Origin of the sequence: Thioalkalivibrio sp. ALE31, from assembly GCF_000377405.1 — a bacterium.
Lineage (GTDB): Bacteria > Pseudomonadota > Gammaproteobacteria > Ectothiorhodospirales > Ectothiorhodospiraceae > Thioalkalivibrio.
On sequence record NZ_KB905020.1, the window covers coordinates 633,296 to 652,984 of the forward strand.

Annotated in this window: 19 protein-coding genes; 9 read left to right on the forward strand and 10 right to left on the reverse strand. The window is 68.7% G+C overall.

The annotated features are described in order from the left end of the window. Positions 1–24 precede the first annotated feature (24 nt). The 7 genes from rsxC (at position 25) to D103_RS0102950 (ending at position 5,833) form a co-directional block, all read left to right on the forward strand. Positions 25–1,674, forward strand: coding sequence for an electron transport complex subunit RsxC (rsxC, locus tag D103_RS0102920; RefSeq protein WP_018875762.1), 1,650 nt, complete (start codon positions 25–27; stop codon positions 1,672–1,674). Beyond that, positions 1,674–2,735: an electron transport complex subunit RsxD gene (rsxD, locus tag D103_RS0102925; RefSeq protein WP_018866882.1), complete on the forward strand. Its 1,062-nt coding sequence runs from the start codon at positions 1,674–1,676 to the stop codon at positions 2,733–2,735. Before rsxC ends, rsxD begins: the two co-directional genes overlap by 1 nt. Continuing rightward, positions 2,728–3,423, forward strand: coding sequence for an electron transport complex subunit RsxG (rsxG, locus tag D103_RS0102930; RefSeq protein ID WP_018866883.1), 696 nt, complete (start codon positions 2,728–2,730; stop codon positions 3,421–3,423). Before rsxD ends, rsxG begins: the two co-directional genes overlap by 8 nt. Further along, a complete protein-coding gene (locus tag D103_RS0102935; RefSeq protein ID WP_018866884.1) occupies positions 3,420–4,121 on the forward strand; it encodes an electron transport complex subunit E in 702 nt (233 codons plus the stop codon). The genes rsxG and D103_RS0102935 overlap by 4 nt, the downstream gene beginning before the upstream one ends. Before the next feature lie 108 nt (positions 4,122–4,229). Continuing rightward, positions 4,230–4,667 (forward strand): hypothetical protein, encoded by a 438-nt coding sequence (locus D103_RS0102940; protein WP_018866885.1) that lies wholly within the window; start codon positions 4,230–4,232, stop codon positions 4,665–4,667. Between the two features lie 66 nt (positions 4,668–4,733). Continuing rightward, positions 4,734–5,381, forward strand: coding sequence for an endonuclease III (gene nth, locus D103_RS0102945; protein ID WP_018875763.1), 648 nt, complete (start codon positions 4,734–4,736; stop codon positions 5,379–5,381). A gap of 26 nt (positions 5,382–5,407) precedes the next feature. Then, positions 5,408–5,833 (forward strand): DUF1841 family protein, encoded by a 426-nt coding sequence (locus tag D103_RS0102950; RefSeq protein ID WP_018866887.1) that lies wholly within the window; start codon positions 5,408–5,410, stop codon positions 5,831–5,833. On the opposite strand, the gene D103_RS0102955 is transcribed toward D103_RS0102950, so the two are convergent. The 3 genes from D103_RS0102955 to D103_RS0102965 are packed head-to-tail and all read right to left on the reverse strand — an operon-like array spanning position 5,811 to position 10,582. Continuing rightward, positions 5,811–8,969 carry an efflux RND transporter permease subunit gene (locus D103_RS0102955; protein ID WP_018875764.1) on the reverse strand — a complete coding sequence of 1,053 codons (3,159 nt, stop codon included), beginning with the start codon at positions 8,967–8,969 and terminating at the stop codon, positions 5,811–5,813. The two genes, D103_RS0102950 and D103_RS0102955, sit on opposite strands and share 23 nt — an antisense overlap. Further along, entirely contained in the window at positions 8,966–10,093 is a 1,128-nt protein-coding gene (locus tag D103_RS0102960) for an efflux RND transporter periplasmic adaptor subunit (protein ID WP_018875765.1), read from the reverse strand. The genes D103_RS0102955 and D103_RS0102960 overlap by 4 nt, the downstream gene beginning before the upstream one ends. A gap of 30 nt (positions 10,094–10,123) precedes the next feature. Next, the gene (locus D103_RS0102965; protein WP_026280247.1) at positions 10,124–10,582 is read right to left on the reverse strand and encodes a hypothetical protein; all 459 of its coding nucleotides are present in this window, start codon (positions 10,580–10,582) and stop codon (positions 10,124–10,126) included. 462 nt (positions 10,583–11,044) lie between these two features. Between D103_RS0102965 and D103_RS0102970 the strand changes: the two genes are divergently transcribed. Next, positions 11,045–11,476, forward strand: coding sequence for an SRPBCC family protein (locus D103_RS0102970; protein ID WP_018875767.1), 432 nt, complete (start codon positions 11,045–11,047; stop codon positions 11,474–11,476). 30 nt (positions 11,477–11,506) lie between these two features. Here the strand turns inward: D103_RS0102970 and D103_RS0102975 are convergent, their stop codons facing one another. From D103_RS0102975 to D103_RS0102995, 5 genes are all read right to left on the reverse strand, one after another. Further along, complete coding sequence (locus D103_RS0102975) at positions 11,507–12,871, reverse strand: YihY/virulence factor BrkB family protein (RefSeq protein WP_018875768.1); 1,365 nt, start codon at positions 12,869–12,871, stop codon at positions 11,507–11,509. A 38-nt stretch (positions 12,872–12,909) separates the two neighbouring features. After that, positions 12,910–13,539, reverse strand: coding sequence for a YdbL family protein (locus D103_RS0102980; protein ID WP_018875769.1), 630 nt, complete (start codon positions 13,537–13,539; stop codon positions 12,910–12,912). Between the two features lie 89 nt (positions 13,540–13,628). Then, entirely contained in the window at positions 13,629–15,704 is a 2,076-nt protein-coding gene (locus D103_RS0102985; protein WP_018875770.1) for a hypothetical protein, read from the reverse strand. Continuing rightward, positions 15,704–16,495, reverse strand: coding sequence for a YdcF family protein (locus D103_RS0102990; protein WP_018875771.1), 792 nt, complete (start codon positions 16,493–16,495; stop codon positions 15,704–15,706). Before D103_RS0102990 ends, D103_RS0102985 begins: the two co-directional genes overlap by 1 nt. Positions 16,496–16,519: 24 nt before the next feature. Beyond that, on the reverse strand, positions 16,520–17,002 hold the full coding sequence (locus D103_RS0102995; RefSeq protein WP_018866896.1) for a Crp/Fnr family transcriptional regulator: 483 nt from the start codon (positions 17,000–17,002) through the stop codon (positions 16,520–16,522). Positions 17,003–17,113: 111 nt separating this feature from the next. On the opposite strand from D103_RS0102995, the gene D103_RS0103000 reads away from it, so the two are divergent. After that, complete coding sequence (locus D103_RS0103000; protein ID WP_018866897.1) at positions 17,114–17,572, forward strand: DUF6231 family protein; 459 nt, start codon at positions 17,114–17,116, stop codon at positions 17,570–17,572. Between the two features lie 30 nt (positions 17,573–17,602). Here the strand turns inward: D103_RS0103000 and D103_RS0103005 are convergent, their stop codons facing one another. Together D103_RS0103005 and D103_RS0103010 are read right to left on the reverse strand one after the other, a co-directional pair. Then, positions 17,603–18,922, reverse strand: coding sequence for an MFS transporter (locus D103_RS0103005; RefSeq protein ID WP_018875772.1), 1,320 nt, complete (start codon positions 18,920–18,922; stop codon positions 17,603–17,605). Between the two features lie 22 nt (positions 18,923–18,944). After that, positions 18,945–19,679: an MBL fold metallo-hydrolase gene (locus D103_RS0103010; protein ID WP_018866899.1), complete on the reverse strand. Its 735-nt coding sequence runs from the start codon at positions 19,677–19,679 to the stop codon at positions 18,945–18,947. Between the last annotated feature and the right edge of the window lie 10 nt (positions 19,680–19,689).

Below are 19,689 nucleotides of genomic sequence, written 5' to 3' on the forward strand. Positions count from 1 at the left end.
TCCGCAAACCGTTAGAATACGCTTATGCAGCTGCATCGCTTCCACGGGGGCCTGAAACTGGCCGACGAGACCGAAGCCAGCACCCGCGATCCGGTGCTGGTGATGGGCGTGCCTCCGCAGCTGATCGTCCCGCTGGGCCAGCACATCGGCGAGGCCGCGGAGCCCTGCGTGGCGGTCGGCGACTACGTGACCAAGGGTCAGCGCATCGGCCAGTCCAAGGGATATATCGCCGCCCACGTGCACGCCCCCAGTTCCGGGGAGGTGATCGAGATCGCCCCGCACGCGGTGCCCCATCCCTCCGGTCTGGACGCCCCCTGTGTGGTCATCCAGACCGACGGGCGCGACGCCTGGGGCGACACCCGCATGGAACCCTGGCTGGACTGGGATACCCGCGAGCCGCGCAAGCTGCGCCAGCGCATCCGCGACGCCGGCATCGTCGGGCTGGGCGGGGCCGCCTTTCCCACCGCGGTCAAGCTCAACCCGCGCGCCGGTCAGCGCATCCATACATTGATCGTGAACGGGGCCGAGTGCGAGCCCTACATCAGCGCCGATGACATGCTGCTGCGCACCGCCCCGGAGGCGGTGTTCGAGGGCATTCGCATCGTCGCCCACCTGCTGGACGTCGAACGGGTGCTGTTCGCGGTGGAAGACAACATGCCCGAGGCGATGCGGGCCCTCACCGAAAACCTGCCGGGCGAACTGCGCGAGCTGATCCAGCTGGTCTCGGTCCCCTCCCTCTACCCCACCGGCGGCGAACGCCAGCTGATCAAGGTGCTGACCGGCCAGGAGGTCCCCAGCGGCGGTCTTCCGGCCGATATCGGGATGGTCTGCAACAATCCCGGCACCTTCAAGGCGGTCTGCGACGCGATCATCCAGGGGCGCCCCCTGCTGTCGCGCATCGTCACCGTTACCGGGCCGGGCGTGCGGCACCCGCGCAATGTCGAGGCCCTGCTGGGGACCCCGTTCGCCGACGTCATCGCCGCGACCGGCGGTTACGCCGATGGGGTGGATCGCCTGGTGATGGGCGGCCCGATGATGGGTTTCGCGGTCCACGACGACGCCATACCCGTGATCAAGGGCACCAACTGCCTGCTCGCCACTCGCCCCCAGGACACCCCGCCCCCGGGGCCGGTGATGCCCTGCATCCGCTGCGGCGAGTGTGCGGCCGCCTGCCCCGCCCAGTTGCTGCCGCAGCAGCTCTACTGGCAGGCCAAGGCCAAGGACTTCGACGCGATCCAGGGCTACGGCCTGTTCGACTGCATCGAGTGCGGCTGCTGCGCGCATGTCTGCCCCAGCAATATCCCGCTGGTGCAGTACTACCGCTACGCCAAGAACGAGATCTGGGCGCGCGAGAAGGAACGGCAGAAGTCCGACATCGCCCGCGAACGCTATGAGTTCCGCCAGGAGCGCATCGAGCGCGAGGAACGCGAGAAGGCCGAGCGCATGGCCAGGAAGAAGGCGGCGGTAAAGAAGAAAGAGGGCGAGGAAGGCGCCGACGACGACAAGCAGGCCGCCATCCAGGCCGCGCTGGAACGCGCCCGCGCGCGCAAGGCCGCCAAGGCCGGACAAACTGCCGAGACCACCGGGGACGGACAGGACAACGCGGGCACCGCGGAGGCCGGCGCATCCAGCGAATCCGGCCCACGCGATTCCACGGACTCGGGCGGCCGCTGATGCGCTTTCGCACCGAATCCTCGCCGCACATGATCCCGGCCCACTCGGTGGGCGGGGTCATGCAGCAGGTCCAGATGGCCCTGGTACCCGGCACCCTGGCCATGGCCTGGTTCTTCGGCTGGGGCGTCCTGGTCAACGTGGTCCTGGCGGTGCTGTTCGCCGTGGCCTTCGAGGCTGCGATCGTGGCGGCCCGCAAGCGCCCGGTCATGGCCACCCTGAGCGACAACTCGGCCATCGTGACCGGCTGGCTGTTCGCCCTTGCCGTACCGCCGCTGACGCCGATCTGGGTCACCCTGATCGGTATCGCCTTCGCGATCGTGGTGGCCAAGCACCTGTATGGCGGGCTCGGCTACAACCCGTTCAACCCCGCGATGGTCGGCTACGTGGTCGTGCTGGTCTCGTTCCCGCGGGAGATGGCCCTGTGGCCCGCGCCGGACACCCTCTCCGACCTGTCGCTGGGCCTGGGCCAGACGCTGCAGACCGTGCTCACTGGCAGCCTCCCGGCCGCACTCGAGTGGGACACGATCACCCGCGCCACGCCCCTGGACGCCATGCGCGAGGGCCTGGGGGCCGGGCGGACCGTCAGCGAGGTCACCGCGAGCCCGCTGTTCGGCAGCTTCAGCGAGACCAGCTGGGAGTGGATCGGCAACTTCTTCCTCCTCGGCGGCCTGTACCTGCTGTTCCGGCGCATCATCCACTGGCATATCCCGCTGGCGGTGATCCTGGGCGTGGCCATCCCGGCCGGCTTCTTCTGGATGCTGGACCCGGACTCCTTTGCCTCGCCGGCGTTCCACGTCTTCAGTGGCGCGGTCATCATCGGCGCCTTCTTCATCGCCACCGATCCGGTCTCCGCCTCCACCACGCCGCTGGGTCGCATCCTCTACGGCGCCGGCATCGGCGTGCTGATCTTCATTATCCGCACCTGGGGCGGCTACCCGGATGCGGTCGCCTTCGCCGTGCTGCTGATGAATATGGTCGCCCCGACCCTGGACCACCTGACGCGGCCGCGCATCTTCGGGCGCTCGCGCCGCGGACCGCCGCCGGGGGACGGGCATGCTTGACCTGAAGCCCCGCGACATCCTGCTGGCCACCGCCCTGCTCGCCGGCTTTGCGGCCGCCGGGGCGGGGATCGTCGCCCTCGTCCAGGGCACGACCGAGGCCCGCATCGAGGAGAACCGCATGGCGGTCAACCGCAACCGCATCGCGGAGCTGACCGGCGACCTGGATTACCGGAACGACCCCGTGCACGACACCATCGATCTCGGCCATGACCTCCTGGGCGGTGACCACCTGCCGGCCTGGTTCGCCCGCGATGCCGATGACGAAGTGGTCGGCATCGTGTTTTCCGCGATCGCGCGCGATGGCTACAGTGGCGACATCCACCTGCTGATCGGCGTAGATCGCGACGGCGAGCTCCAGGGGGTGCGCGTCTCCGCGCATCGCGAGACCCCGGGTCTGGGAGACGCCATCGAGGCCGAGCGCTCCGACTGGATCCACGACTTCGACGGCCGCTCGCTGGGGAACCCCCCGGCCGAGGACTGGCACGTGCGCAAGGACGGCGGCGTGTTCGACCAGTTCACCGGCGCCACCATCACCCCGCGTGCGGTGGTTCGCGCCGTTTATCGCACGCTGCAATACTTCGACGAACACCGCGAGGAGCTGCTGGCGACCCGGCCCGACGACGCCCGCTCCATGGCGGAACCGCTCCCGCAGCCCGAGGACCACGGGGACGACGAGGCAAGCCGATGAACCCGACCCTGACCGACATCATTCGCGACGGCCTGTGGCACAACAACCCCGGGCTGGTGCAGCTGCTGGGGCTGTGCCCCCTGCTGGCGATCTCCGGCACCATGGTCAACGCGATCGGCCTCGGCATCGCGACCACCCTGACCCTGCTGCTGTCCAATGTGCTGGTCTCGCTGATCCGCAACCACGCGCGCCCGGAGATCCGCATCCCGGTGTACGTGCTGATCATTGCCTCCATCGTCACCGCGATCGAGCTGGCGATGAATGCCTGGTTCCACGGGCTGTACCTGATCCTCGGGATCTTTATCCCGCTGATCGTCACCAACTGCGCCATCATCGGTCGCGCCGAGGCCTTCGCCTCGCGCAACTCGGTGCCGCGCGCCGCCCTGGACGGCCTGATGATGGGACTGGGCTTCACCGGCGTGCTGATCGCCCTGGGTGCGCTGCGCGAGGTCCTTGGCCAGGGCACGCTGATGGCCAATGCCCACCTGCTGTTCGGCGAGTGGGGGCACGGGATGACCCTGCAGCTCTATCCCTCCGAGCACGGCTTCCTGCTGGCCCTGCTGCCCCCGGGCGCCTTTATGGCCATGGGCCTGCTGATCGCCGCGAAGAACTGGATCGACAGCCAGTTCGAGCCGGAGCCGACCGCCAGCCGCGACGAGAGCGCCACCGAATCCGAAGCCGCCCCCGACAACGCCTGAACCGAACCGGCCTTGATTCCTGGCCGTCAGCCGGTAAACTTCCGGCGCCACGAATCCGTTCTACCGGGGCCGCGCGCCCCGGACACTCAAACGTCCCAGGAGATTGGCATGGCTGGACATTTCCCGTTTGCTGGCAAGCGCGGCACGCGCTACGGCCTCGCCCCGCGCGGCACGATCGCCGCCTTTTTCGAGAACCACGGGTTCAACGACGACCTGCAGGAGAAGTACTACAAGTGGTGGTACGACTGGGCCAAGGACTTCGTCGAGAAGGACAGCGACCTGTCCTACACCATGATCCGCAAGTTCGACAGCTACCCGATGGGCACCCACGCCCACCACTCGTTCCACCTGAACGACAAGTACTGGCCGAGCTGCCTGGACGAACTGGGTTCGTTCATCCGCGACGTCATCTTCCCGAAGCTGGACGAGAAGGCGATGCATGATCTGGAAGAGAAGCACGCCAAGCTGATCAAGGATCTGGAGAAGGAAGCCGAATCCAACCCGCGCGACGCCGCGCCGGATGTCGGCATGTTCCGCCACGTCTGAGCAACGCCACTACGCGAGTTGCCGGCCCCGCGAAGCGGGGCCGGTTTGTTTGGAGCCTCCGCATCCATGAACGCCGCAAAGCGAGAAGCCATCTTCGAGCACCTGAAGGCGGCGAATCCCGAGCCGACCACCGAGCTCGAGTACGACACCCCCTTCGAACTCCTGATCGCGGTCATTCTGTCGGCCCAGGCCACGGATGTCGGCGTCAACAAGGCCACCCGCCGCCTCTACCCCGTCGCCAACACCCCCGAGGGCATCCTCGAACTGGGCCTGGACGGGCTGAAGGAACACATCAAGACCATCGGCCTGTACAACGCCAAGGCCGAGAACGTGATCAAGACCTGCCGCATCCTGGTCGACCAGCACGGCGGCGAGGTTCCACGCGACCGCAAGTCGCTGGAGGCCCTGCCGGGTGTGGGCCGCAAGACCGCCAACGTCATCCTCAACACCGCCTTCGGCGTCCCCACCATCGCGGTGGATACCCATATCTTCCGGGTCGCCAACCGTACCGGGCTGGCCAGGGGCAAGACCGTGCTCGAGGTGGAGAAGCGCCTGATGCGCCTGACCCCGAAGGCCTACTTGCAGGACGCCCATCACTGGCTGATCCTGCACGGCCGCTACGTCTGCAAGGCGCGCAAGCCGGAGTGCTGGCGCTGCCCGATCGCCGACCTGTGCGAATACAAGGCCAAGACCCCGCCGCCCGCGGGCGCCTGACACCCCCAACTCCGAGGACAACCCGCATGTACGGCAACCGCGACCAGATCCGTACCCAGTTCGTCGACGCCTGGCAGAAGGCGCAGGCCGGCGAGCCAGTCACCGACCTGGAGCAGCAACTGGTGGACGTGATCTCGGAACACCCCGAGTACCACGAATACCTGAAGGACCGCGAGACCGCGCTGACCGGCGAGTTCCCGCCCGAGCTGGGCACCTCCAATCCGTTCCTGCACATGGCGATGCACCTGAGCCTGCGCGACCAGGCGCGGACCGACCGGCCCGCGGGCATCCGCGAACTGCACCAGGGCCTGTGCGCCCGGTTTGGCGTGATGGACGCCGAGCACCGCATGATGGAATGCCTCGGCCAGACCCTGTGGGAGGCCCAGCGCAGCAACAGCGCACCGGACGAGAACGCCTACCTCGAGTGCCTCAAGCGCCTGGCGAGCCGGTAGCCGACTGTTCGGCCGGCGCCGGCTGCCGGTCCAGTCCCAGCCGATCCAGCAGCACCAGCATCGCGGGGGTGAACAGCAACGTCAGCGGCGTGGCAATGAACAGCCCCCCGGCGATCGCGGTCGCGAGCTGCACCCAGAAGCCGGTCACCGGCGCCCCGACGTAGAAATCCCTTCCGGCGAAGTCCACGGTCCAGGCCAGCACCATCGGCATCAGGCCGAGGATGGTGGTGATCGCGGTCAGCAGCACCGGCCGCATGCGCTGGGCCGCCGCGCGCAGGGCCGCCTCCAGGGCATCCAGCCCGCGTCGACGCTGCTCGTTGTAGGTGTCGATCAGCACGATGTTGTTGTTCACCACGATCCCGGCCAGCGCCAGCACCCCGATCCCGCTCATCACGATGCCGAATGGCTCCCCGCGCAGCAGCAGGGCCAGTAGCACCCCGGCGGAGGAGAACACGATCGCCGACATCACCAGCAGCGCCTGCGAGAACCGGTTGAACTGGGTAACCATCATCGCGAGCATCAGGAACAGCGACAGCGCAAAGGCCGCGAGCAGGAAGCGCGCCGCCTCGGCCTGCTCCTCGGCCTGGCCGCGAAACCGCAGCTGCACCTCCGGGTCCAGGTCCATGCCGGCGATGCGCGCCTCCAGCGCGCGCTGGCGCTCGTCCACCAGGTAGCCACTGGCCGCATCCGCCTCGAGGCTGTAGGCGCGATCGCCGTCGCGGCGCTTGATCAGACCGGTGGCCGGTACCGGCACCAGTTCCGCGAAATGCGCCAGCGGCACCAGCCCGGTCGCGCCGGGCAGGTTCAGGGTGGCCAGTTGCTGCAGGTGGCGCTGCTCCGCCGGCAGGCGCAGGCGGATATCCACCTCCTCGTCGCTGTAGTCCGGGCGGTAGCTGCCGAGCTGGATGCCGCGGGTCAGCAGCTGCACCCCCTCGCCCAACAGCGGCACGTCCACGCCGAAGCGCGCCGCCTGCTCACGATCGAAGCGCACCTCCAGCTCCACCCCGGGCAGTGGCAGGTCGTCGGTCACGTCCTCGAAGCCGCCCAGCTCGTCCATCGCACTGCGGATCTCGCGGATCACCGGCGCGATGCGGTCAGCCTGGCGGCTGGAGGCCTCGACCACGATCGGCCGGCCCTCGCGCGGCCCGCGTTCCTGGGCGCGAAACTGCAGGCGGATGCCCGGCAGGTCGGCGGTACGCTCGCGCAGGTCCTCGATGATCGCGGCCGCCGGCGGGCGCTCGCGCCAGGAGATCAGTTCCAGCTGGATCAGGCCGACCAGGTCTTCCGGGTAGTCGCCCTGCAGCCGCCCGAGCTGGGTACCGATGGTCCGCGCATAGACATGCTGGATCTGCGGCACCCCCTGCAGGCGCCCCTCCACCTGTCTCACCAGGGCGTCCGCCTCCCACACCGACAGGTCGCCGCGCGCCTGTACCTGCACCTGCACGAAGTCGGGCTCCACCTGCGGGAAGAACTCCACCCCGCGCCCCTGCTGGGCATACAGCGCATAGGCGGCGGCGACCAGCGCCAGCGTGCCCGCGAGCGTCCAGCCGGGGCGACGCACCAGCGGCTGCAGCAGGCGGATGTAGGCGCGGGTCAGGCCCTGCAGTTCGTCATAGCGACCATCCTCGGCCGCGCGCACGTAGCGCGTCTGGGCCGCGTTGATCGGGTGGCTCTGGCCGATCACCGACCCCAGCGCCGGAATAAATACCAACGCCATCGCCAGCGAGGCGATCAGGGTCACAATCACCGTGGCCGGCAGGTAGACGATGAACTCACCGACCATGCCGGGCCACAGCAGCATCGGCGCGAACACCGCCAGCGTGGTCCCGATCGCGGTGGTGATCGGCCAGGACATGCGCTGCGCCGCGGCGCGGAAGGCCTCCCGCCGCGGCATGCCCTCGGCCACATAGCGGTCAGCCAGCTCCACCACCACGACCGCGCCATCCACCAGCATGCCGACCACCAGAATCAGCCCGAACAGCACCACCACATTGAGCGTGAAGCCCATCAGATAGATCGCCAGGATGCCGCCGAGGAAGGCCCCGGGGATGGCCACCCCCACCAGCAGGGCCGCGCGCGCGCCCATCATTGCCAGAATCACCAGCGCCACGATCAGCACCGCAGCGATCACGCTGTTCTCGAGATCGCCCAGCAGGTCGTCGACATCGCGCGCCATGTCCTGCAGGTAGGTGACCTCGACCGTCTCCGGCCAGTCGGCCCGCGCCACCTCGATGGTCGCGCGCGCGGCCGCCACCACCTCCAGGATGTTGGCCTCCGAGGCCTTGCGGATCTCCAGCGACACCGAGGGCTGGCCGTCGATGCGGGTGAAGCCTTCCGGGTCCAGATAGCTCTGGCGGACCTCGGCGACATCGCGCACTCGCACCACCGCGTCGCCCTCCACCCGGATCGCGGTATCCAGCACGTCGTCGACGTCATCGATGGTGCCCGGCACCCGCAACGGGATGCGCCCGGCGCCGGTATCCAGCGCCCCGGCCGCAACCAGACGGTTGTTGCGTTCGATCGCCCGGGTCAGCTCGTCGAACGACAGCTCGAAGGTCTCCAGCACCAACGGATCGACCAGCACCTCCATCTGCTCCTCGCGATCGCCGCCGACATCCGCCTCCAGCACCCCGGGGATCGCCTCCACGCGGTCGCGCAGGTCGCGCGCCAGACGCACCAGCGTGCGCTCGTCCAGCGGCCCGGACAGGTTCAGCGTGAGCACCGGGAACAGCGACAGGTCGACCTCGGAGACGCTCGGGTCCTCGGCCCCGGCGGGCAGTTCCGGGCGCACCTGGTCGACCTCCTCGCGCAGGTCCGACAGGGCCCGGCGGTTGTCCCAGCCGGGCTCGAAGTCCAGCCGCACCAGGGCAAAGCCCTCGCCGGCCCAGGACTGCATCTCGTCCACCCCGGGCAGGGTCTGCAATTCGCGCTCCAGCGGGCGCAGCATCAGGCGCTCGGCATCCTCCGGACTGACCCCCGGATAGGGCACGGACACGAAGAAGATGGGGATGTCGATCTCGGGGGCCGCCTCCTTGGGCACCACCTGGTAGGCGGTCGCGCCCAGCACCAGGATCAGTAGCAGGAACAGCAGCACCGTCCGGGCGTGCTCCACCGCCCAGGCGATCAGGGCTTTCACCGCAGGGCCTCGCCCACCGGTTCCGGCCCGGCCGCGCCCGTCGATGCCTCCATGGGCCGGGGCTGCACGGTCTCGCCCGGGGTCACGAAGCCGTGGCCGATGGTGATCACCCGCGCGCGCTCCGGCAGCCCGGTAACCCAGACGCCGTCGGTGGCGGCACGGATCACCTCGACCGCGTGGAAGACCACCCGGTCGTCGTCATCCACCGTCTTCACCCCGACCCGGCCGCTGTCGTCCAGCCCCATCCAGGCCGGCGACAGCTTGTGCGCCGCGACCGTCTCGGTCGGGATCTCGACCCCGGCGCTGATCCCGGAGGGCAGCGCCTCGTCGGCATTCGGGACCTCCACCTCCACGCGGAAGGTCTGGGTGCCGGACTCGGCGACCCGCGAGACGAACCGCACCTCGCCCTCGGCGCGACGCCCGTCGAGGAAGCGAATACGCGCCGCCTGGCCCGACTCCACCCGCCCGATCTGGTGCTGCGGCACATGCACCACCGCCAGCAGCGGGTCGTTGTCCACGATCTCCGCTACCGGGTCTCCACGGGCCACGAAGTCGCCCCGTTCCGCCAGACGCTGATTCACCACCCCGGCCACCGGCGCGATGATGCGCGTGTTGCGGATATCCAGCTCGATTGCCTCCAGCTCCGCGCGGGCGGCCTCGCGCTCGGCCTCGCGGGCCTCCAGCTGGGTGCGCGACACATGGCCCTGATCGTGCAGCCGCTGGGCGGCCTCGAATTCGCTCTCGGCGCCGCGCAGCCGGGCAATGGCCTGGCGCCGGCGCGCCTCGCGGTCATCCATGCGCAGCCGCGCCAGCGGCGCGTCGGCCGCCACGCGTGCCCCGCGGGCCACCTCCCACTCGGCCACCTGGCCGGCGGTCTCGGCGCGCACCAGCACGCGCAGATCCGGCTCCACCCGCCCCTGCAGCACCAGCAGGCGCTCCACCGGCTCCGCCTCCAGCGCGGTCACGGCCACGGCCATCGGCTGCGGCTCGGCCGCCCGCGGCGCCTCGTCGGCCTCGCGCCCGAACATCCCCGAGGCGATCCAGAGGATCACCAGCAGCAGGATGCCCAGCGCGATCAGCACGCGCGCCTGCCCGCGCAGGCGCTGCCACCAGGAATCAGCCATCGCCGCGCCTCCGCTGGGTACCGGTGGTACTCATTTCGCCCCGCCGAACAGACGCTGCCACCAGCGCCGGCGGCTCCCGGTCGGCGGCATCGCCGCCTCCAGGTCCACCGGCGGCACGCGCGACAGCACCCAGCCCGGCAGCACCCGCAGCCCCGAGGAGCCGCAGCTGGAGCCGAGGTTGTTGGGGTCGAAGATCTTCACGAATTCCGGCGCCTCGCGGTCATCGACGTAGACGATCCCGCAGTAGTCCTCGTCGTGATCCTGCCGCAACAGGGTGTCGACCTCGTCGATGAAACGCCGGAAATCCTCTGCGGAGACCGGTTCCACGGGCACGGTATCCCCTACCGCGTAGACGTACCAGCCGCCATCGGCGCGGTCGCGCAGCAGCGTCCACAGCCGCTCCAGCTGCTCCCAGTACAGGATGCCGGTGGAACCGGCCTCGAAACGTTGCAGGAAGTCGGGCACGGGCCCTTGGGACGCTGGATTCATACGGAGATCCGTTTATCCGGAAAAGACCCTTATCCTAGGGAAACACTGATCAATGTACACACTCGCGTTGGCACCCCAGGTTCTTCGAGACCAGGCGCGTCGTGCGGCGGGTAGTGGTTCTACCCGCCCGTTTTCGATGGATTCGGGGCGCAACGCAGGATCGGGGAACCTGGGGTGCCAACCCCACAACCTATTGAACGAAGGGGCTCGGCCGCCCGTTGTTGACAAAAACGGGCGCGGGAACGGCGTTGCGGCTCCCTTGTGCAGAATGACTGCACGGCAGTCACCGCGCCTTGTTCGCACGCAAAAGCGACTCGAGCGCGAGCGTGCACATTAATCAGTGTTTCCCTCGGGAAACAGCGGTGAATGTACACGCTCGTGTAGTTCCCGCATGGCTTGCAGGGAACCCCCGACCGGGGCCAGGCTCTTAAACGGAAAGCCTTTAGCCAAGAAGACTGCGCCATGCGAACCATCTCCCACGCCACTTCCCTGCGCGCCGAGCCGGAACGGGTCTTCGAGTTGCTGAGTCACGTGCCCAACTTTGTCGACCTGTGCGACCACGTCGAGCATATCGAGTGCCTGGGTGACGACTGCTATCGCTGGACCATTCGGGCCGCCGGGATGCGCATGGATTTCGATGTCGAGGTCTGCACCGCGATCGCGCCGGAGCACTTTGCCTGGCGCTCCATCCGCGGGGTGCAGAACCGGGGCAGCTACCGCCTGAGCCCCGAGGGCGAGGACCGCACGCGCGTGGAGTTCGAACTGGAGTACAAGCTGAACCCGCTGCTCGACGCGGCCGTGCGGCGCGCGGCCCAGTCGCTGGTCGACCGGGTGTCGGGCCAGCTGATGGAACGGGCCCAGCAGCGGCTGGACGCCGAGGCGGCCCGTTCCTGACCCCAAACCTGGCCCCAGCGTGGCCGGGTGTCAGGCGGTCTCCGCCGCGGCGCTGGCATCGGGGCGCGCCAGCAGGTCGCGCAGGGTGCGCCCGTTCAGGCGCTCCTCGCGCGCCTGATCCACCTCTTTCAGCGTCGTCTCCACACTCAGGCTGCCGCGCAGACGACGAATGGCGTGATCATCGCTGTCCTCGCGCAGCGCATCCAGGATTTCGTCCACGCGGATCGCGTCCAGGTCGCGGGCCGGTACCAGATGCTGGCCCTCGCTTCCCGCCTTCAACAGCAGACCGGCTTCTTCCAGCCGGCGCGCCGCATCACCCAGGGCATTGCCCGGCACCGCCAGGGTCGCCGCCACCTCGTCCAGGGTCGGTGCCGGGCGCCCGTCGTGGAAGCGCTGGCCAACCTGCTGCATCAGGTGCAGCCCCATGCGTTCGCGTGCCGCCCCGGACAGGCGCAGGCGGATGCCGCGCACGTTCATGTACTCCGGGTGCTGGACGAAGAAGGCGACATTGGCCCCGATCAGCAGGATCAGCCAGGCGAGGTAGATCCAGATCAGCAGCATGATCATGATGGCGAAGCTGGAATAGATCGCCGCATAGCGCGTTGAACCCGCCACCATGTTGGCGAATACCCAGCCCACGCTCTGCCACAGGAAACCGGCCACCACCGCGCCGATCAGCGCCGGGAGGATCTTGACCCGGGTGTTCGGCACGAACACGTAGATGAACGCGAACGCGGAGATGATCAGGATGTACGGCACCAGCCGCGAGATCTCGGTAATCAGCATGCCGAAGGGTTCGACCCCGGCAATCGCCTGCATCGCGGCCGATGACATCACCGTGGCGGTCAGCCCCAGCGCCGAGACCACCAGCACCGGACCAATCAGGATCACCGACAGGTAGTTGGAAAAGCGCTGGGCCAGGCTGCGGCTGTTCTCTACCCGCCAGATGGTGTTGAAGGCCAGCTCGATCTTCTGCACCAGTGCGATCACGGTGTACACGAGGAACAGCAGGCCCACGAAGCCGAGCACGCCCACGCGCATATTGTCGACAAAGTCGAGCACGTTGTGGGCGATCTCCACCCCCTGCTCGCCCAGCGGCTCGAGCACGCCCAGCAGGAACGGCTCCACCGCATTGTGGGCACCAAAGGCCTTGAGCACCGAGAACGACAGCGCCAGCAGCGGCACCATCGACAGCAGCGTGGTGTAGACCAGACTCATCGCCCGCAGCGTCAGCTGGCCCTCGGATACCTCGCGGACCAGGCCGAACAGGCCCCGCACGACACCCAGCGGGACCGCCTTCCACCAGGGCAGCGCCGACAGGTCTGTGTCCTGGACCAGCTCGATCAGCTGGCGCCGGCGGGCATCCAGGCGTTCGGCCCAGGCTACGCCCGCCACGCATCACTCCCCTGGGTATGTGGCCCCGTCACCAGGCCCTACTTCTGCCGCCACTGGCCGTTACGGTCCTGGTACCAGTAGCCCGCCGGGGCCTCTTCCACCCAGACACGGGCAAAGGTCTCGCGGATCTGGCGTTCCCAGTCCGGGCGATCATTGGCGCGCGCGATCTCGCGGTAGAGCGAATCGCGGTCGGAGTTCTCCTCGCTGACCAGGCGCTGTACGGTGCTGCGGTCCCGCAGCGGCACCTCGGAGAGGTCGCGGATCACCACGTCGCCGTTGTTGCCGAACCCGATCGCCCCGCTGCGGAAATGCGGCGCCAGCTGCGGCGCCCGCTCGCGCATCGAGGCCCGGATGCGATTGATCGCCGGGGTCTCGATCTGCAGGTCCGGGCTCTGCGCCGCGGCCGGGCTGACCAGACGCTCCAGCACCCAGGCCAGCACCGGCGTGCTGCCCGTCGCGGCCCCGGCATGACGCGGCTGGGCCGGAAGCTGCGCGCCGGACTCGGACTGCGGCGCGGCCTCGCTGTCCGGCACCTGCAGCGCGTCGCGCACGATGGCGCGCGCCGCCTCCTCCGCCGCGGCGGTGGGGAAGTAGATATTGATGGTCACGCAGCCGGCCAGCAGGGCAAACACCAGCGCCAGTCCCGGAACACTCCACAAAGCCTTCATGCCTGTCATCCCTTGTTCGAGCGGGTCCGTCCCGCATGTGCCCAATCTACACCATCATCCTGAATGGCAACCAAACGCTGAATGCGTGGTTACTGCACCACCGGGCCCTCGCCCGCCTGGATCGTGGCCAGGCGGTTGATCAGCTCCGGCCAGTCGACCCGCCGGTTGTACCCGATCACCTGGATCTGCGGCAGCCCGCCACCCTGGACCAGTACGAACCCGTCATCGGGGCGATCCGCGACGCCGGAGGCGGTGCATACGTCCCCGCGCAGCTCGCAACGGAAACCCAGGCGGCGATAGCTGAAGTTCTCGAAGAAGCGCAGAAAGATCGACGACGCCGCCGCCTGGATCCCGCCGCCCAGCTCGGTGATGTTTTCCACCGCGCGCTGGCTGATGCGCCGCCGCCCCGGCGCGTCCATCGGCGTCATCAGCTCCAGATCCATATGCACCGGCGACCAGTCCACCATCACCAGGTCGTTCACGTGGCCCGACAGACGGCCCTGGATACGCCCGAAATCGAAGGCACGGGTGACCAGTTCCAGATCCAGGCGCTGAATCTGCGTCGACAGCCCCAGCTCCGGGGCGTAGCCGAACAGATCGTGGATGTAGACATCGCGCAACACCACCTCGCCGTCAAACACCTGCACCAGCAACCGCCCGTCCACGTTCAGGTCGCCATCCTCCAGGCGGACGCGCGGGATCATTCCCGCCACCTGCCCGGAGAACCGGGGCCATCCCAGCACCTCGGTCAACGGCTCCAGGCTGATGGCCCGGATGCCGCCCTGAAACTGCACATCCGGCCCGGTCTCCGTCTGCTGCAGACTGAAGGCCCCGACCCGCAGCCCACCATCGAGGATCGGGATCTCGGTCGCCTCCAGTAACTCCAGTCCCTGTGGCCGCGCCCGCACCTGCGCGCTGAAGGCATCGAACGGGAGCCCGTAGAGATGGGCGGCATCCACTTCGATGCGCCCCGGACCGCCCGGCACCGTGTCCGACCAGTCGAGACCACCCCGCGCCCCACTGAGACCGAAGCGTCCCCGGCGATCCTGCGCCTCCACCCCGGACCACTCCGCACGCATGTAACGCGGCATGGAATCCTGCAGTTCGATCTCGCCCGCCAGGTGACCCGCGACATCCAGCTCGCCCAGCGGGGTCCCCACCAGCCAGGGCGACAGCAGGGTGTCGTAGATCACCCCCAGCGCCGCGATCTCCGCCTGGACCCGGCCCTCCAGCCCGCGCCCGGGCGCGAACGCCAGGTCCTGCCCCTGCAGGGCCGCCGCCGCCCCATAGTCCAGCGAGAGCAAATCCGTGCGCGCCGAGCCGTTGTCGGCGTCCGCCACCAGGCCACGGGCCTCCAGCACGACCGGCCCCTCGGCGTCGAGATCCACGAACCAGGGATCCACGAACACCACGCCTGCCGTCACGGCCGCCTCCACATCCCAGCCGTTCGCGTCCCCCGCGACCCACAGTCGCGCATCCAGCTCCTCGCCCGCCTGGAGCCCAAGGTCATCGCTGAAGGCGAGGTCATGGACCCGCAGGGTGCCTTCCGAACGGCCGCGTTCACGCCAGCGCAGCGCGACATCCGCCCGGCCCTGGCCAAGGTGCACGGGCAGCTCCATCGGCAGGCGCGGGGAGGCGGCCAGCGCCGCCAGATCAATGCCGTCGAGATCGGCCCGCACATCCCAGCCGCGCGCCGGGTCGCGGTGCACACGAACATCCCCGCTGGCCCCGAACCAGCCCGGCCAGGCGCCCGCCAGGGTCAGCTGACCGCTCTCGCGGCCCCAGACCAGGCGCACCCGCGCGCCGCGCAGGTCCAGATCCCCGGCATCCCCCCAGAGTCGGGCGGCCTCGCAGCGGACCTCGGTACGGCCGAGCCGCAGGTCGCCACATTCCACCCGCAGTCGTCGCAGGGTCCCGATCGGGGCGGGAAGCTCGACGCGTTCCGCGCGGATTTCCAGCGACAGGCCTTCGCGCGTCCATTGCACCCGCGTGCTCAGCCCACGGGCATCGAGATCCTCGCGCAGCAGGGATTCGATCTGCAGGTCGAGCTGGATACCGCCGCCAGCCGATGCGGCCTCGGAGGCCATCACCGACCCCGCCAGCAGGAAAAACACCAGCCCGGCCGCCGCGGCAATCCCGCCCGGTGCACCGCGCCGCGCGTGCATCAGGCCGGGTCGCCCCGCTCCGGCAGGCGATCGCGCAGCGGGCGCGCCAGACGCGCCACCCACTCGCGCAGGGCGAAGCGGGAGGTCTCCAGGGCGTCCAGTCGCGGCAGGAAGTCCTCGACCCGCATCGGGTCGCCGGTCGGGCCGCGAAAGCCGGCCGGGGCCGGGTCGGCGGCCAGTCCCGCGCGCTCGAAGCAGGCCAGTGCACGCGGCAGATGCAGCGCCTGGGTCACCACCAGTACCCGCTGCACATCACTGTTCTGGAGTCGCTGGCGGGTGTGGGAGGCGTTCTCGCAGGTGTTGCGCGAGGTGTTCTCCAGCCAGCGCACCGGCACCCCCAGATCGCCCTGCAGGCTCGCCGCCATCAGCTCGGCCTCGGAGCGCCGGCCCGGCAAGGCACCCGGACGCCCGCCGGAGACCAGGATCGGCAACCCGGTATCGCGGTGCAGCCGCGCCGCATGTCGCAGGCGCTCGTGGGTCCGCGGGTTCAGGGCGTCACGCCCGCCGTCCTCGGCGCGCCCGGGCCAGCGGCCACCCCCCAGCACCACGATGGCATCGGCCCGGCCCACCGCGATCACGCCGTCGCGCAGGTCACGCTCGATGCTGTGGGCCAGCGGCTGGGCCACGATGTTCAGGCTCGGCAGCACCAGCGCCAGCAGGCCCAGGGCGAGCAACGCCCGCCCGCCCCGCCAGTCGGCCCACCACAAGGCCACGCCCACAAGGGTCAGCGTGATGCCCAGACCGGGCGGCAGCAGCAGGTGCTCGGCGATCGTCTGCAGGGTGGCGAGCACGAGAGTCTCCGCCCGCGACCGGGGTTACTTCTTGCCCGGGGAGTAGAGATAGTGGGCGTAGGTGGCCACGTCCTCGGAGACCCGGCGGATCAGGTGATCCAGGCTGATGATGGCAAACTCGAGCAGGTTCACCGCGATGTACGGCTGCTCGACGCGCAGGCGATCATACATGGAGCGCGACAGGCGCAACAGGCGGGTATTGTCGCTCAGGGCACGCATGCGCACGCCGCGCGGCACGCGGTCGAAGAACGACATGGACCCGGCCAGTTCGCCGGTCTGCATGCGACCGACCTCGATCTCCTGGCTGCCGTCATCGTGGTACAGCGCGGCGGTCCCGCTGACCACGAAGAACAGCGACTCCCCGACCTCGCCGATGTCCGCGATCACCTGCTTGTGATGGGTCTCCACCACTTCCAGGTACTCGAGCAGGACTTCGACCTCGGCCGGCGTCAGGGACGCCGAGATCGGGTGCTTGGAGAGGAATTCGGTCAGCAGTTCCTTGGACATGGAGAGGGTTCCTTCTGACGGGTCCGCGGTAGAAGTGAGAGTGCTTTAGAGTATAACGAACACGGCCCCGGGACGGGGCCGACACGCCACGGAACGCCGGGGAGGTAGCCCTTGATCGACATCGACGTCCTGCGCCGTAACCTGCCGCGACGCCTGCGCGAGGGGCGCACCCTCCTGCTGGTCGCCGCCCCTGAGACCACGGACAGTCCACCGGATGTGGAGCAGGAAACGGTGGCAGCGTTTCTCGAGCATCCGCCCGAGCCACGAGTGCCGCTGGTCCTGCTCCCGGACACCCTCAGCGCGCTGGATGTGACCACCGGACAACAACTGCTGGGCGGCCTGCGCGACCGCTGGGCCGACGAGGTGCTGATTCTGCATCGGCTGGACGACCAACGCTGGGACCTGAACGACTTCCTGGCGCTCGGATTCCGGCGCGACCCCGAAGCCGAGACCGCCGCGCCGGATCACGCGGTCTATCGCACCAGCCTGTACGACTACAAGCTCACTCCCGACTGGCTGAACGCCCGGTTCTGGGCCAACCCCGAGATGTGGGACAAGGCCCGCTGGTAACGCTGTGCCGGGCGAATCGCGACGCGGGGACTACTCGTCGCGGGGGTTCAGGCGCGGATGCGTCTCGTCACCCCACCACCAGACCAGCGCACCGGATGCAAACATCGCGATCACCACGAACCAGAAGCCCCAGATCACCGAGCCGCCCAGGTGGGCCACGATGCCCAGGCCCAGGGCCCCAACGCCGTAGCCGAGATCGCGCCAGAAGCGGTAGGTACCGATGGCCGAGCCGCGCCAGTTCGGGTGCGCAATGTCCGCCACCGCCGCACTGAGGTTCGGGTACAGCAGCGCCATGCCGAACCCGGTCACCGCCGCCGCGAAGGACCACCACAGTACGCCCTCGCCGAGCAGGGTCAGGGCGACCCCGCCGCCACAGATCCACATCCCCCAGATGATCGGCTGGCGTCGCCCCACGTGATCGGACAGACGCCCGGTAAGGAACTGCGAACCGCCCCAGACGAAGCCGTAGATCCCGACGACCCAGCCGATCGCCGCCAGACTGAGCCCCTGCTGATACAGGAACACCGGGTAGAACACCCAGACCAGCGCATCCACGAACTTCTCCACCAGCCCGGCCTGGCTGAACGCCGCCATGCGCCGGTCACGCCAGGACATCAGGGTGAACACCTGCCAGGTCGTCGGCGTGTCGGGGATATTCGTCGGGTAACGCGGCACCGGGCCGGTGGACTGACCGGCCGCATGCCGGGCACCCTCGGCCTTTGCCCAGTCGAGGGTCTCGCGCACGAACACGGCGGTCATCACGATCGCCAGGGCGATCACCACCAGGCCGAAGATCAGCAGGCCCCAGCGTGGCCCGAACGCGGCCGCCATATAGCCGGTCACGATCCCCGCCACGGCAACCCCGACATACCCGGAGAACTCGTTCATGCCCATGGTGAAACCGCGCTCGTCGGCGCGGGTGATATCCATCTTGGCGGTCTGCGTCATCGACCACGCCAGCCCCTGGTTCACGCCCAGCAGGACGGTCGCCGCGACGATCCAGCTCCAGGACGGTGCGTAAAGGATCATGAAGGGGATCGGGATGGCCGCCACCCAGCCCAGCATCAGGACCGTCTTGCGCCCCAGCCGCTCGGACAGGCGCCCGGCAACGAAGTTGAGCGCCCCCTTCACGACCCCGAAGGCGACCACGAACGCGGTCAGCAGCATGAACGAGCCCTCGGCCACACCGAACTCGCTCTCCGCCAGCGCCGGCACGACCGTGCGCATCATCCCGATGGTCAGACCAACGAAGAAGACCTGGATCAACTGCTGACCGAACTGCCCGAGGTTCTCCCGAATCCCGTGCGTCAGATGGGCGTAGGCCTCCGCGGCCTTGTGATGGTCCGTCATGAAGAGTCCCTCTGCTCTCGGATCAGGAGGCGATATTCGCCGCGACGTAGGCATCCATTCCCACCGGGCGCGGGGGGATGTTCTGGGTCAGAAAATCGACGAACGCCTCCCGCTCACCGATCGCAAGCCCCGGGTTGAAGCGCTTCTCGAACCCGAGCGTCGACGACGGCTTCCCGGACAGCCCCGCGCCGCAGGCACTGCCGGCATAGTGACCGGGATAGATCTCCAGTTCGTCCGGAAGGCCCAGGAGGCGCTCGTGAAGGCTGTCGAACAACCGTCCCGCCATCTCGCGCTCCCGCCCGGCCAGATCGGGGCGTCCAACACTGCCGATGAACAGCGTATCGCCCGTAAGAACGAACCAGGGCTGGTCCCCGCGGCGTTTGTCGGTCACCAGAAGACACAGGCTGTCCTCCGTGTGACCGGGGGTATGGATCACCTCGACCTCGACGTTGCCGACCTCGAGCCGATCGCCATCCTCCAGCGCATGGAAGTCGAACTCCACCACCGAACGATCCGACGCATGCAGGCAATACTCCGCCCCGGCACGTCGGGCCAGGTCACGGCCACCGGAATAGTGATCGGCATGCACATGCGTGTCGATCACATGCGTGATGGCAACACCCGCCTCGGCGGCCCGCTCCAGGAACCATTCCTGGTCCCCGTCCACGACATCCACCGCGATGGCCTTGCCCAGCGATCCACAGCCGAACAGGTAGGACAGCGACGACTCCCGGGTGGGCAATTGATGAAAAAACATGACACTCCTC

What these genes read in the sequence shown, in the direction of transcription:
- rsxC (WP_018875762.1), top strand. Translation starts at nt 25, where the DNA reads ATGCAGCTGCATCGCTTCCACGGGGGCCTGAAACTGGCCGACGAGACC.
- rsxD (WP_018866882.1), top strand. Translation starts at nt 1,674, where the DNA reads ATGCGCTTTCGCACCGAATCCTCGCCGCACATGATCCCGGCCCACTCG.
- rsxG (WP_018866883.1), top strand. Translation starts at nt 2,728, where the DNA reads ATGCTTGACCTGAAGCCCCGCGACATCCTGCTGGCCACCGCCCTGCTC.
- D103_RS0102935 (WP_018866884.1), top strand. Translation starts at nt 3,420, where the DNA reads ATGAACCCGACCCTGACCGACATCATTCGCGACGGCCTGTGGCACAAC.
- D103_RS0102940 (WP_018866885.1), top strand. Translation starts at nt 4,230, where the DNA reads ATGGCTGGACATTTCCCGTTTGCTGGCAAGCGCGGCACGCGCTACGGC.
- nth (WP_018875763.1), top strand. Translation starts at nt 4,734, where the DNA reads ATGAACGCCGCAAAGCGAGAAGCCATCTTCGAGCACCTGAAGGCGGCG.
- D103_RS0102950 (WP_018866887.1), top strand. Translation starts at nt 5,408, where the DNA reads ATGTACGGCAACCGCGACCAGATCCGTACCCAGTTCGTCGACGCCTGG.
- D103_RS0102960 (WP_018875765.1), bottom strand. Translation starts at nt 10,093, where the DNA reads ATGGCTGATTCCTGGTGGCAGCGCCTGCGCGGGCAGGCGCGCGTGCTG.
- D103_RS0102965 (WP_026280247.1), bottom strand. Translation starts at nt 10,582, where the DNA reads ATGAATCCAGCGTCCCAAGGGCCCGTGCCCGACTTCCTGCAACGTTTC.
- D103_RS0102970 (WP_018875767.1), top strand. Translation starts at nt 11,045, where the DNA reads ATGCGAACCATCTCCCACGCCACTTCCCTGCGCGCCGAGCCGGAACGG.
- D103_RS0102980 (WP_018875769.1), bottom strand. Translation starts at nt 13,539, where the DNA reads ATGAAGGCTTTGTGGAGTGTTCCGGGACTGGCGCTGGTGTTTGCCCTG.
- D103_RS0102985 (WP_018875770.1), bottom strand. Translation starts at nt 15,704, where the DNA reads ATGCACGCGCGGCGCGGTGCACCGGGCGGGATTGCCGCGGCGGCCGGG.
- D103_RS0102995 (WP_018866896.1), bottom strand. Translation starts at nt 17,002, where the DNA reads ATGTCCAAGGAACTGCTGACCGAATTCCTCTCCAAGCACCCGATCTCG.
- D103_RS0103005 (WP_018875772.1), bottom strand. Translation starts at nt 18,922, where the DNA reads ATGACGGACCATCACAAGGCCGCGGAGGCCTACGCCCATCTGACGCAC.
- D103_RS0103010 (WP_018866899.1), bottom strand. Translation starts at nt 19,679, where the DNA reads ATGTTTTTTCATCAATTGCCCACCCGGGAGTCGTCGCTGTCCTACCTG.